9 protein-coding genes and 1 other RNA gene are annotated in these 13276 nt (G+C 68.0%); 5 read left to right on the top strand and 5 right to left on the bottom strand.

Annotation, left to right across the window (positions count from 1 at the left end; all coding sequences use genetic code 11):
• Positions 1 to 251: 251 nt before the first annotated feature.
• The 5 genes from rnpB to ACFPMG_RS09565 all read right to left on the bottom strand — a co-directional run bounded on the left by rnpB (position 252) and on the right by ACFPMG_RS09565 (position 5126).
• An RNA gene (gene rnpB, locus ACFPMG_RS09585) (RNase P RNA component class A) lies at positions 252 to 669 on the bottom strand.
• Positions 670 to 731: 62 nt separating this feature from the next.
• Positions 732 to 1454, bottom strand: a complete 723-nt coding sequence (locus ACFPMG_RS09580; protein WP_376994917.1) for an N-acetylmuramoyl-L-alanine amidase — start codon at positions 1452 to 1454, stop codon at positions 732 to 734.
• 22 nt (positions 1455 to 1476) lie between these two features.
• Positions 1477 to 2355, bottom strand: coding sequence for a DMT family transporter (locus tag ACFPMG_RS09575; RefSeq protein WP_376994916.1), 879 nt, complete (start codon positions 2353 to 2355; stop codon positions 1477 to 1479).
• The gene (locus ACFPMG_RS09570) at positions 2352 to 4178 is read right to left on the bottom strand and encodes an ATP-binding cassette domain-containing protein (RefSeq protein WP_376994915.1); all 1827 of its coding nucleotides are present in this window, start codon (positions 4176 to 4178) and stop codon (positions 2352 to 2354) included. The genes ACFPMG_RS09575 and ACFPMG_RS09570 overlap by 4 nt, the downstream gene beginning before the upstream one ends.
• Positions 4179 to 4388: 210 nt before the next feature.
• A complete protein-coding gene (locus tag ACFPMG_RS09565) occupies positions 4389 to 5126 on the bottom strand; it encodes a TerB family tellurite resistance protein (RefSeq protein WP_237903070.1) in 738 nt (245 codons plus the stop codon).
• A 321-nt stretch (positions 5127 to 5447) separates the two neighbouring features.
• On the opposite strand from ACFPMG_RS09565, the gene ACFPMG_RS09560 reads away from it, so the two are divergent.
• The 5 genes from ACFPMG_RS09560 to ACFPMG_RS09540 all read left to right on the top strand — a co-directional run bounded on the left by ACFPMG_RS09560 (position 5448) and on the right by ACFPMG_RS09540 (position 13099).
• Positions 5448 to 6002 carry a GNAT family N-acetyltransferase gene (locus ACFPMG_RS09560; RefSeq protein ID WP_376994914.1) on the top strand — a complete coding sequence of 185 codons (555 nt, stop codon included), beginning with the start codon at positions 5448 to 5450 and terminating at the stop codon, positions 6000 to 6002.
• 110 nt (positions 6003 to 6112) lie between these two features.
• Positions 6113 to 9721, top strand: a complete 3609-nt coding sequence (locus ACFPMG_RS09555; RefSeq protein WP_376994913.1) for a hydantoinase B/oxoprolinase family protein — start codon at positions 6113 to 6115, stop codon at positions 9719 to 9721.
• Between the two features lie 178 nt (positions 9722 to 9899).
• On the top strand, positions 9900 to 10940 hold the full coding sequence (locus ACFPMG_RS09550; protein WP_376994912.1) for a hypothetical protein: 1041 nt from the start codon (positions 9900 to 9902) through the stop codon (positions 10938 to 10940).
• The gene (locus ACFPMG_RS09545; RefSeq protein ID WP_376994911.1) at positions 10937 to 11452 is read left to right on the top strand and encodes a hypothetical protein; all 516 of its coding nucleotides are present in this window, start codon (positions 10937 to 10939) and stop codon (positions 11450 to 11452) included. Before ACFPMG_RS09550 ends, ACFPMG_RS09545 begins: the two co-directional genes overlap by 4 nt.
• 243 nt (positions 11453 to 11695) lie before the next feature.
• Positions 11696 to 13099 (top strand): FAD-linked oxidase C-terminal domain-containing protein, encoded by a 1404-nt coding sequence (locus ACFPMG_RS09540; RefSeq protein ID WP_376994910.1) that lies wholly within the window; start codon positions 11696 to 11698, stop codon positions 13097 to 13099.
• Positions 13100 to 13276: the final 177 nt, after the last annotated feature.

Raw genomic sequence — 13276 nt, 5'->3', positions numbered from 1 at the left:
CGCCAGATGTTCCGTGAGTCCCGCGAATGGTTCCCACCATGTGGCTTTCCATAAAGGCGAATCGCACCCTACGAATGGTATAGCCTGCTGGGGTAACCTGCCGAGGCACGGCATGGGACAGCATGGGAATTTGCCCCACAGTTATCCACCGCCTGTGGATGAAGCTGGGGACATCTGTGGACAAGGGGGCGCCATCCCAGCCCCGCGCCGCGGAAAAGGGGTGGTCCGGTGATCCGGAGGTGGTGGGGATAAACGCCAGATGGCCTGTAAGCCGGGTTTTGTCCTCAGGTTACCCTGATGGATGGCCATTCATCTGGGACGCCGGTTGCCCGGCGCCTCACGCAACCAACCCGGGCGGCGGCGCGGAAACGCGCTTGGCCCCAGACCATCCCAACCGATCAAGGATCAGGGGAGATGGCGGGCCGTGCCGCCCCTATTCGGTCTTGCTCCCGGTGGGGTTTACCGTGCCGCCCCTGTTGCCAGGCGCGCGGTGCGCTCTTACCGCACCCTTTCACCCTTACCGCCGGCACGAGGCCGGTGGCGGTTTGCTCTCTGTGGCACTTTCCCTAGGGTCGCCCCCGCCGGCCGTTAGCCGGCACCGTGTTTCCGTGGAGCCCGGACTTTCCTCCCCCGATCCATAAGGTCGAAGGCGGCCATCCGGCCATCTGGCGCGGCACTGTGTACAGAGTCGGCGTTCGATTCGCAACGGTGTTCGGGGGCGATTCGGATTCTCAGCGCCCGGTCATCCGCAGCAGCGCGCGCAGGCGGCGCAGCGTTTCCGGATCGGGCTCCCCGGTCAGGCGTTCGGGGTGGAAATGGCGCTGGAAGGACAGCAGGACCCGCGATTCGGCGGTGTCGTACCCATAGCGTCCCAGAAGCGCCGCCACGTCTTCCGCAGATTCTGCCGAGTCGGCCGCCAGATTGCCCGCCAAGTCGTCCGCCGGAGTGGGCTGGGGCCACAGCCCGATTCCGCGCGCGGCCAGCCCCGGCCAGTCGAACAGTTCGCCGGGATCCTCCTTGCGGGCCGGGGCGATGTCGCTGTGGCCGAGCACGTCAGCCGGCGCGATTCCATGCCGGCCCATGATGTCCAGGCAGAGATCGGCCACCGCGGCCATCTGGGCGGCGGGAAAGGGGCGGTAGCCGAACTCGTGCCCCGGATTGACGATCTCGATTCCGATGGAGCGGCTGTTGACGTCGGCCCGGCCCCGCCAGGAGGACAGGCCGGCGTGCCAGGCGCGCCGGTCCTCCGGCACATGGGCATGGACGGTACCGTCCTCGTCCACCGTGTAATGGGCGCTGACCTGGGCGGCGGGATCGCACAGCCGGGTCAGCGCCGACTCGGCGGTGGGCATCCCCGTGTAATGGAGGATCAGCAGCTCCACCCCCACCCCCTCGGGGCGCGGCCCATGGTTGGGGGAGGGGCGGTCGATGCATCCGGTGCCCGTGCGCGTCATGGTGTCCTCAGGTCGGGCTTCCTCAGGTCGGATTCGTCACCTTCTCCGCCAGCGTCGTTGGGCGCCGCTTCACGATGACGGCCATGCCGCCCACGGTCAACAGCCCGCCCAGGACGAGACGGAGCGTGAAGGGATCGTCCATCAGCAGAACGCCCGCCAGCACGCCGAAGACCGGCACGGTCAGCAAGAAGGGCATGGTCTGGTTGACCGAGTATTTGCGCAGCAGCGGGTACCACATCCCATAGGCGCCGATCGTCACGCCCACCGCCATGTAGGCGATGGCGCCCCAGCCCCACAGGGTGGCGTCGGTGAGCGCGGCCATCTGCCCCTCCTCGAACAGGAAGGAGAGCAGCAGGAGCTGCGGGGCGGCGAACAGCGCCATCCAGCCGTTCAGCGCGAAGCCGTCCACCCCGACGATCAGCTTCATCTGGACGCTGGCGACGGCGAAGGCGAAGCTGGCGCCCAGGATCATGAACAGCGGCACCAGCGACCCGGACAGCCGCGGCTCGCCCGCGATCACCGCGACGCCGGCGAAGGCCGCGGCCATGCCGATGGCGCGGCGCCAGCCCAGCTTGTCCTTGAAGATCAGCGCGGCCAACAGGGAGGAGAAGGGCACCTGCGCCTGCGCGGCCAGCGAGGCGGTGGCCGCGTCGATGCCGTTCAAGCCGGTGAACATCAGCGGGAAATGCACGGTCCCCAGCGTCACCGACAGGATCGCGATGGGCCGCACCGCGCTCCAGGGAATCCGCTTGAAGGGCAGGATCAGCGCCGCCACCGCGATGAAGCGCAGCGCCATGATGAACAGCGGCGGGAACTCGGCCAGCCCCCATTTCGCGACGACGAAGTTCAGGCCCCAGGTCGCCATGACCAGGAGCGCCAGCAGCGAGTCGCGCAGACTCATCCGCGGCCGCCTTCCAGCTCCTCGCGCAGGGCCTCCAGCTCCAGCCAGCGCTCCTCGGCGGCGGCCAGCTCGTTTTGTTTCGCCTGCAACTGATCGGACGTCTTCTGGAACTTGGCGGCGTCGCGGGCGAACAGGTCGGGATCGGCCAGCGCCGCTTCGAGCTTCGCCACCTCGGCGGCCAGCTTGTCCATGCGGGCGGGCAGGTCGTCCAGCTCGCGCTGGTCCTTGTAGCTGAGCTTGCCCTTCGGCTTGGCGGCCGCCGGGGCGGCGGCGGGCTTCGCCTTGGCCGGGGCGGCGGCCTTCTCCTTGGGCGGCGGGCGCTGCACCAGATAGTCGGAGTAGCCGCCGGGATACTCGGCGATCACGCCGTCCCCCTCCACCGCGATGGTGCTGGTGACCAGCCGGTCGAGGAAGTCGCGGTCGTGGCTGACCAGCAGCAGCGTGCCCTGATAGTCGCCGAGCACGTCCTCCAGCAGATCGAGCGTGTCCATGTCGAGGTCGTTGGTCGGCTCGTCGAGGATCATCATGTTGCTGGGCCGCGCGAACAGGCGGGCGAGCAGCAACCGGTTGCGCTCACCGCCGGACAGCGCCTTGACCGGGCTGTCGAGCTGGCGTGTGTCGAACAGGAAGTCCCGCATGTAGCCGGCGACGTGGCGCGGCTGGCCGTTGACCATCACGCTGTCGCCGCCGAAGGGGCACAGCACCTTGCGGATGGTGTCCTCGGGGTCCAGCCCGTCGCGCCGCTGGTCGAAATAGGCGGTTTCCAGGTTGGTGCCCAGGCGGATCGTGCCGCTGTCGGGCTCCATCTGGCCGGTCAGCATCTTCAGCAGGGTGGTCTTGCCGGCGCCGTTCGGCCCGATCAGCCCGACCCGGTCGCCGCGCAGGATGCGGGTGGAGAAGTCGTTGACGACGGTCTTGCGGCCGTCCGCCGTGTCGAAGCCCTTCGAGATGTGTTCGGCCTCGATGACCAAGCGGCCGCCGCGCTCGGCCTCGGCGACGGCGAGCTTGGCCTGCTGGCCGCCCTTGATGCGCTCGGCGCGGTCGGTGCGGAGCTGGAGCAGGGCGCGCACGCGGCCCATGTTGCGGGTGCGCCGGGCCGAGATGCCCTCGCGCAGCCACTTCATCTCGCCTTCGATCTTGCGGTTCAGCTTCTGGGCGGCGATCTCCTCCGATTCGAACACCTCGGCCTGCCAGGTCTCGAACTCGGCGAAGCCGCGGTCGGTGGCGCGCACCGTGCCGCGGTCCAGCCACAGCGTCCGCTTGGCCAGCCGGTTCAGGAAGCTGCGGTCGTGCGAGATCAGCAGAAGGCCGCCGCGGTAGGCCAGCAACTCCTCCTCCAGCCACTCGATGGTGGGAAGGTCGAGGTGGTTGGTCGGCTCGTCGAGCAGCATGACGTCGGGGTCGCCGACCAACGTGCGGGCCAGGGCCGTGCGCCGCGCCTCGCCGCCCGACAGCGTGTTGGGGTCGAGATGGCCGGGCACCTGGAGCCGGTCCAGCACGGCGTCCACCCGGTGCGTCTCGTCCCGCTCGTCGGCGGGCAGGCCGGCGGCGACGTAGTCGTGCACGGTGGCGCAGCCGGTGAAGTCCGGCTCCTGCGGCAGATAGGCGATGCGGGCGCCCGGCTGGGTGAAGACGGTGCCGCCGTCCGGCTGGATCATGCCGGCCAGCACCTTCATCAGCGTCGATTTGCCGGACCCGTTCCGCCCGACCAGACAGGCTTTGTCGCCCCGCCCGATGGACAGGTCGATGGTTTCGAACAGCGGACGGCCACCGAAGGTGACGGACACGCCCTGGAGCGCGGTGATCGGAGCGGGAGGAGCCATGACCCAACGGTAAGGTGTGCGGAGGTGTGCTTATATAGCGTGCGGTCCGCAGGCTCGCGACACCCGATTGCGCCGGGGCGGGGATGCACGGGGAAGAGTGGTGGCACAATGGCCCCCCTCCCAACCTCCCCCCGCCTCGCAGGGGGAGGAGTCATTTCCTCCCCTGCAAAGCGGGGGAGGGTTAGGGTGGGGGCTCGCCTCGATCACTTATCACCCCCGTGCGCGCTCCTTCTCGATCCGGTCGAAAGCGGCGTTGATGGCGGCGACCTTCTGCGTCGCCAGATCCACGAACTCCTGCGGCATGCCCTGGGCGATCAGCACGTCCGGGTGATGCTCGCGCACGAGGCGGCGGTGGGCGGCCTTGATCGCCTCGTCGCTGGCCCGGCGGGAAACGCCGAGCACGCCGTAGGGATCGGTCTCGTTCGGCGTGCCGGCGATGTGGTGGCCGGCGACGATGCGCTCGAATTCCTCGTCGGTGAAGCCGAAGATGTGGGCGACCGTGCGCAGATACTCGACCTCCGTCTCGTGCAGCTCGTCGTCGGCCTCGGCGATCGCCAGCAGGCTGTCGAGCAACTCCTCCAGCACGGCGCGGCGGTCCTCGAACAGGCCGGCGATCTGCTGGGCGTATTCCTCGAAGCCGTGGGTGTCCTTGCGGGCGAGGTCGAAGACGTGGCCCACCGTGTCCAGCTCCTCCGGCGGGACGCGGAACAGGCGTTTGAAGGTGTCCACCTCCACCCGCTTCACCACGCCGTCGGCGCGGGCCATCTTCGCCGACAGGGCGATCACGCCGATGGTGAAGGCGATGGACTTGGTCCCATCCGCCGGGCCGCACAGGCCGCGGATGCCGCGCCCCACCGCGTAGCCGGCGGCCAGACCGATCAGGCCCCCGATCGGACCGCCGATGGTGAAACCGGCCGCTCCGCCCAGGACGCTGCCCCAGATGCTCATTTTTATCCGCCTTTCGACCGCCGGAGCAGCATACCGGCAGTCCGGCACCGCGCCAACCGGCTCATACTTTTTCGTTGTTTCCCAAAATCTTCGCGCGCGGCGCCCTTTTCATCCGTTGGGGGTATGGGATTTTCCGGCGGGGCGGGATGTTGCTGCACTGCAACAGAGTCGTGCCGTCGTCGCCAGGGGCCTTGCCCTTGCTTCCCGTCTTCTCCATGTTGCGCTGCAACAAAGGAGGGCGGCCGGTCCAGGCCGCCGATGGGGAAGCGGACGACGCGAAGCGGTGCGATGTCCCGAATCACCAGCGCCACGAGTCCCTCCATGTCCGCCATCCGCAAGCTTCTCCCCGCCGAGCGCGGTCCGTACCGCGCGCATCTGCTGCGGCTGGACAAGGCGGACCGCTACGCCCGCTTCACCGGCACCGTCTCCGACGAGGTCATTATCAAGCATTGCGAGTCGCTCGATTGGACGCGGACGGCGCTGGTCGGCCTGTTCGACCGCGGCGAGCTGCGCGGCGCGGTGGAACTGTGCTTCGACCGGCTGCTGTGGCCCGGCGCGGCGGAGCTGGCGATCAGCGTCGAAAAGGGGTTCCAGGGGCGTGGCGTCGGCTCCACCCTGGTCCGCCGCTCGCTGTCCATCGCCGCCAACCGGGGCATCAGGCAGGTCCATATGATGTGCCTGTCCGACAACACCCGCATGCGCGCCCTGTCGCGCCGCTTCGGCGGAACGATGGAGCGCGACGGCGGCGAGTTCGCCATCACCTTCGACCTGCCGCGGCCCTCCCAGGTCTCGCTGGCGCTGGAGGCGTTCGAGGATGGGGCCGGCGCGGTGAACGCCATGCTGGATGGGTTGCCCGCGCTGCTCAAGGCGGCCTGACCGGACGGGCAGGGGAACGAAGCGCATCCCACCCTTTCGTGCACCCTGTCTTGACCGGCGGCGGCGTATGGTCACACTCCCCGTAAAGCCAAGACATCAGGGAGTGGGATATGGCGCCCCAACAGCCGGGCCGGTGGCAGTTCTGGATCGACCGCGGCGGCACCTTCACCGACATCGTGGCCAAACGCCCGGACGGGTCGGTGGTCACGCACAAGCTGCTGTCGGAGAATCCGGAACGCTACCGTGACGCCGCCATCCAGGGCATCCGCGACCTGCTGGGCCTCGCCGCCGGCCAGCCGATCCCGGCGGAGGCGGTCGAGGCGGTGAAGATGGGCACCACCGTCGCCACCAACGCGCTTCTGGAGCGCAAGGGCGAGCGCACGCTGCTGCTGATCACCGAAGGGCTGGGCGACCAGCTCCGCATCGGCTATCAGGCGCGCCCGAAGATCTTCGCCCGTCACATCGTCCTGCCCGAACTGCTGTACGAGCGGGTGGCCGAGGTGCCGGAGCGGGTCAAGGCCGACGGCACGGTGCTGAAGGCCGTGGATCTGCGCGCCGTGCGGGTCCAGTTGGAGCAGGCCTACCAGGACGGCTTCCGCGCCGCCGCGGTCGTGCTGATGCACGGCTACCGCTTTCCGGATCATGAGAAGCAGGTGGCGGCGCTGGCCCGCTCCATCGGCTTCACCCAGGTCTCGGTCAGCCATCAGGTCAGCCCGCTGATGAAGATCGTCGGGCGCGGCGACACCACGGTGGTGGACGCCTACCTGTCGCCGATCCTGCGCCGCTATGTGGAGCAGGTGGCGGGGGACCTCTCCGGCGTGCGGCTGATGTTCATGCAGTCGAACGGCGGGCTGACCGACGCGCGCTGGTTCCAGGGCAAGGACGCCATCCTCTCCGGCCCGGCGGGCGGGATCGTCGGGGCGGTGCGCACCGCGCGCATGGCCGGCTTCGACCGGGTCATCGGCTTCGACATGGGCGGCACCTCCACCGACGTATCGCACTACGCCGGGGAGTATGAGCGTGCCTTCGACACGGTGGTGGCCGGGGTGCGGATGCGCGCCCCGATGATGCACATCCACACCGTGGCGGCGGGCGGCGGCTCGGTCTGCTTCTTCGACGGGGCGCGCTTCCGCGTCGGGCCGGAGAGCGCCGGGGCCAACCCCGGCCCGGCCTGCTACCGCCGCGGCGGGCCGCTGACCGTGACCGACTGCAACGTGATGGTCGGCAAGCTGCACCCCGACTTCTTCCCCCACGTCTTCGGGCCGGAGGCCGACCAGCCGCTCGACGCCGCCATCGTGCGCGAGAAGTTCGCCGATCTGGCCGAGGAGGTGAACGAGGCGCTGGGCACCGAGATGACCCCGCATCAGGTGGCCGAGGGCTTCCTGAAGATCGCCGTGGACAACATGGCGAACGCCATCAAGAAGATCTCGGTCCAGCGCGGCTACGACGTCACCCAATACACGCTGAACGGCTTCGGCGGGGCGGCGGGGCAGCATGTCTGTCTGGTCGCCGACGCGCTGGGCATGCGCAAGGTCTTCCTGCACCCGCACGCCGGCGTGCTGTCCGCCTACGGCATCGGCCTCGCCGACACGGTGGCGATCCGCGAGCGCGCGGTGGAGGCCCGGCTCGACGACGCCCTGGTGGACGAGCTGACCGCCACGCTCGCCGCGCTGGAGGCCGAGGGGCGGATGGAGCTGGCCCGTCAGGGCGTGCCGGAGGACCGTCTCGCCGTCCTGCGCAAGGCGCACATCAAGGTGGAGGGCTCCGACAGCCCGCTGGTCGTCGATTTCGGGCCGCTCGACGCCATGGCCGCCGCCTTCGAGGCGGCGCACCGCCAGCGCTACGGCTTCATGATGGAGGGCAAGGCCCTGGTGGTCGAGGCCGTGTCGGTGGAGGCGGTGGGCCGCACCGAGAGCGCCGACGACCAGGACCTGCCCGGCGTCACCGGCGCCCTGCCGCGCCGCCTCGCCACCGTCACCCTGCACACCGGCGGCGCCGACCGCGAGGCGCCGGTCTACGACCGCGACCAGCTCCAGCCCGGCAACCGGGTGACCGGCCCCGCCGTCATCAAGGAGAAGATCGCCACGACGGTGGTCGAGCCCGGCTGGATCGCCGAGGTCACGCGCAAGAACCACCTCGTCCTGACCCGCTTCGAGGAGCTTCCGCAGCGCCTCGCCATCGGCACTAGGGCCGAGCCGGTGATGCTGGAGGTCTTCAACAACCTGTTCATGTCCATCGCCGAGCAGATGGGCTTCACGCTGGAGAAGACCGCCTATTCGGTGAACATCAAGGAGCGTCTCGACTTCTCCTGCGCCCTGTTCGACGCGGACGGCGGGCTGATCGCCAACGCCCCGCACATGCCGGTGCATCTCGGCTCCATGGGCGAGAGCGTGCGCGCCATCGTCGAGCGGCGCCAAGGGGCGATGAACCCCGGCGACGTCTACATGCTGAACGACCCCTACCACGGGGGCACGCATCTGCCGGACATCACCGTCATCACCCCGGTCTTCGACGAGGCCGGCGAGCGCGTGCTGTTCTACGTCGCCTCGCGCGGGCACCACGCCGACGTCGGCGGGATCACCCCCGGCTCCATGCCGCCGGACAGCACGACCATCGACCAGGAGGGCGTCCTCCTCGACAACATCCAACTCGTCGAGCGCGGCCGCTTCCTGGAGGAGGAGGTCGTCGCCCTCTTCACCGCCGGGCCGCAGCCGGCGCGCAACGTGGCGCAGAACCTGGGCGACCTGAAGGCCCAGATCGCCGCCAACGAGCAGGGCGCGCGGGAGCTGCGCCGGATCGTCGCCCAGTTCGGGCTGGAGACGGTCAACGCCTACATGAAGCTGGTCCAGGACAACGCCGAGGAGCAGGTCCGCCGCGTCATCGACGTGCTGACCGACGGCGAGTTCGTGCAGGAACTGGACAACGGCGCGGTCATCAAGGTCCGCATCACCATCGACAAGGACGAGCGGTCGGCGCGGGTGGACTTCACCGGCACCAGCCCGCAGCTCACCAGCAACTTCAACGCCCCGACGGCGGTGTGCCGGGCGGCGGTGCTCTACGTCTTCCGCACGCTGGTGGACGACGAGATCCCGATGAACGAGGGCTGCCTGAAGCCCATCGAGATCGTCATCCCGCCGGGCACCATGCTGTCGCCCAGCTACCCCGCCGCGGTGGTGGCCGGCAACGTGGAGACCAGCCAGTGCGTCACCGACGCGCTGTACGGCGCGCTCGGCGTGCTGGCCTCGGCCCAGGGGACGATGAACAACACGACCTTCGGCAACGAACGCTACCAGTATTACGAGACGGTCTGCGGCGGCTCCGGCGCCGGTCCCGGCTTCGACGGGACGGACGCGGTTCACACCCACATGACCAACTCGCGCCTGACCGATCCGGAGGTGCTGGAATGGCGCTTCCCGGTGCTGCTGGACAGCTTCCGCATCCGCCGCGAATCGGGCGGGGCGGGGCGCTGGCGCGGCGGCGACGGGGTGGTGCGGCGCCTGAAGTTCCTGGAGCCGATGACCGCCGCCATCCTGTCCAACCACCGCCGGGTTCCGCCCTTCGGCCTGAAGGGCGGCGCCCCTGGCCAGATCGGGCGCACCTGGGTCCAGCGCACCGACGGCTCGGTGGAGGAACTCGGCCCCCAGGACAAGACCGCCATGGGGGAGGGCGACGTGCTGGTCGTCGAGACGCCGGGCGGCGGCGGCTACGAGGAGGCGTGACGGCGCCTTTTCCGTGAATGGTTGGAAGCGGGGCGTCGCAAACAGCGATCTCGCCGCAGCCGTTTCCCCGGCGGCGCGGCGACCTCCGCTTTTCATGGACTGAAAATTGATCTAATTTTGCCTCCAAATGGTGACGGGCCGTCCGTGATCCGTCAGGCGTGCCGAGGAGAAGGCGGGGATGTGGACGTTGCTGGGGCTGATTCTTTCATTGCTGTTGGCGGGATGTTCCACCGGAATCACCCAGTGGTCCGATAAGCCTCTCACCTTCGTGATCGACGAGGAGGCCGGGGATAGGGGAGGGGTTGCAAAAATCTTCGTGGCCCAGCCTTCCGGCAAGCCCGAGTTTTATCACGACGACCAGGATCTCTTCGTTGCCTACCGGACCGGCGGGTCGGACATCTCGCTGGTCTATGTCTACGGCATCACGCGGGAGTACAAACGGTATGATAACGCAAGCAACTGCCCGGTCGGGTCGGAGTGCTTCCGCAACCTGTTCCCCAGCCGCCGCTACACCGCGGCGGAAATCACTCACGGAGGTGAAAATCCCAATTACGTGATCGCCTATGGGCCGCAGTTATACATTGAAGCCCGTATAACCCGCCCGAAGAAAATCGAACTCGTCGCCGAATTCAGGGACCGTTCCGCCATGGCGCGGGTCTGGCATGCCGATTACCAGAAAGCGCTTCAGGAGGGCACGGCCCTCGCCCTGGACCAGTTCGTCAACACGCACACCAGCGGCTATTACTTCCCGGTTGCCAAGAAGCAACTGTTCCACAAGCTTTTCGACGTCAAGGTGATCGCCTCGTCCGATTCGGCGCAGCGCCCAATCACCCAGAAGGCCCTTCTGGCCTCCATGGCCGGATCGTGCAAGGACATCGTGCGGACCGTGCGGATCGCCCCGAAGGGCGAATTGCCGAAAGGGCTTACGCAGTATTTTGCCATGGAGATGGCCTACACGCTGAAGCGCACCTACGCTCCCCACCAGATCGCGGAAGACGGCGATCCGCTTACCGAGACCGTCTCGCATCGGCTCAATCCCGGCAACAACTTCACGATCACCCAGGACGTCCGCTACGACTGCGTGCTCACCTCCGGCCGATTCCATCACGCCGGGCTCAGCCTCGCGGGCGCGCTGATGGGGGTCAAGCCGGAGGATACCGGCATCAACACGACGCTTGAAAAGACCTCTTTTTCCTATGATATCAAGAGCATCCGATGACTCTCCGGCCGATGCTCCGCCTCCTGCCCGGCCTGCTGCTGGCTTCCCTGATGTCCGTCCCGTTGCACGCCGAGGTCCTGCTGGAGGAAACCGTCGTGCCCAAGGCGGAACAGGAGAAGGCACACGGCATCCGTGACGGCCTTACCGCACCGCGCAGTGTCCTGGGGGACGTCGGCCACGGCATGGCCAAGACGATGTCGGAGGGGCTGGATTCTTCTTCTGTGCGCGGACAGACGATCCGCTCGACGCTTGACGTTCCATTCCGCGGCAAGTGCCTGCGCAACGGCTATCATGAGATGGGCAAATACGATGTGTCTTTCTCGAATGGCGCAACGGGCACGGTCACCGTCCGTTGCAACCGGGGCTGCTGGGAGGTGTCCGTCTACCCGGGGATGGAATCCGCGTCCAACTGCGGGGTCTTCGAACAGGACAGCTGGGCGGGGCCACGGGGCCGCTGGTTGAACGATTACGGCGCCAAACTCAAGGACGTGGCGAACTTCATCGTCCAGTGATACCGAAGGCGTTCGAGGGAGGCCATCGGACGTCTTCGCGTCAAACCCGAGAGCACTTCGCGCCGCAAACTGCGAAACGGGCTTGCGGCCGACCGATCATGGCAGCCTTCATGCGCCGGCCGCATGAGCCATGCGCCGACGGGGGTGGGGACCGGCTTGCCAGAGCGGGCGGCGGGGCTTAGCTTCTCCGGTCCTACCACCGCACGTCATCGTGCCAAAAGGAACCCCCGGGGAGATTCGTCCATGACCGCCGTACCCGCCGCCCAGCCTCGCGTCGCCTTCACCGACGAGATGAAGGCCGAGTTCAAGGCCCTGCTTGGGGACCGTTTCACCACCGCCGCGGCGGTGCGCGAGCATCACGGCAAGGACGAGTCCTACCACCCCAACTTTCCGCCCGACGGCGTCGCCTTCGCCACCTCCACCGAGGAGGTCAGCGCGATCGTGAAACTCTGCGCGAAGCACAAGCTGCCGATCATCCCCTTCGGCACCGGCACCTCGCTGGAGGGCGGCGTCGCCGCGCTGGCCGGCGGCGTCTGCATCGACGTCTCGACCATGAAGGAGGTTCTTCGCGTCAGCCCGGAGGATCTCGACGTCACCGTCCAGGCCGGCGTGACCCGCAAGCAGCTCAACGAGCATCTGCGCGACACCGGCCTGTTCTTCCCCATCGATCCCGGCGCCGACGCCTCGCTCGGCGGCATGGCCTCCACGCGCGCCAGCGGCACCAACGCCGTGCGCTACGGCACCATGCGCGAGAACGTGCTGGGGCTGACCGTGGTGCTGGCCGACGGCCGGGTCATCAGGACCGGCGGACGCGCCCGCAAGTCCGCCGCCGGCTATGACCTGACCCGCCTGTTCGTCGGAGCGGAAGGCACGCTCGGCATCATCACCGAGGTGACGCTGCGCCTCTACGGCATTCCGGAGGCGATCTCGTCGGCGGTCTGCCCGTTCAACGACATCCGCGGCGCCGTGGACACGGTGATCCAGACCATCCAGTCCGGCATTCCCGTCGCCCGCATCGAGCTGCTGGACGAGGTCCAGATGGACGCGGTGAACAAGTATTCCAAGCTGGACTACAAGGTCGCCCCGACCCTGTTCTTCGAGTTCCACGGCACCGCCGCCGGGGTGAAGGAGCAGGCGGAGATGGTCGCGGCCATCGCCGCGGAGTTCGGCGGCAGCGAATTCACCTGGGCGACCCGTCCGGAGGACCGCTCCAAGCTCTGGCAGGCCCGCCACGACGGCTATTACGCGGCGCTGGCGCTGCGCCCCGGTTCCAAGGGCTGGCCGACCGACGTCTGCGTGCCGATCTCGCGGCTGGCCGACTGCATCCTGGAGACGAAGAAGGACATCGCCGAATCCTCGATGCTGGCCCCGCTGGTCGGCCATGTCGGCGACGGCAACTTCCACCTCGTCTACGTCATCGATCCCGACAAGCCGGAGGAGATGGCCGAGGCCAAGCGTCTGAACGACCGCATGGTCGACCGGGCGCTCGCCATGGGCGGCACCTGCACCGGCGAGCATGGCATCGGCTACGGCAAGATGGAGTTCCTGGAGAAGGAGGCCGGCGACGCCTTCGCCGTGATGGGCGAGCTGAAGCGCGCCTTCGACCCGGACAATCGGATGAACCCCGGCAAGGTCGTCCGCATCTGAGGCGAGGGCAGGGAGGGTGTGCCGCGGCTCTCTCGTTCTACGAGGTAAGCCGCGCAGTTGCCTGACAAGATCGACACGGATTTCACGGATTCGATCACGGATTTCACGGACTCTTCGATCAGGCTGCGTCTCAAACGGACCAAGCCGAACAGTTCCGTGAAATCCGGTTTTGATCCG

The organism is Azospirillum himalayense (assembly GCF_042657465.1).
Classification (GTDB): Bacteria; Pseudomonadota; Alphaproteobacteria; order Azospirillales; family Azospirillaceae; genus Azospirillum; species Azospirillum himalayense.
Note: the sequence above shows the minus strand (reverse complement) of the source record. Positions and strands in the feature narration are given on the sequence as shown.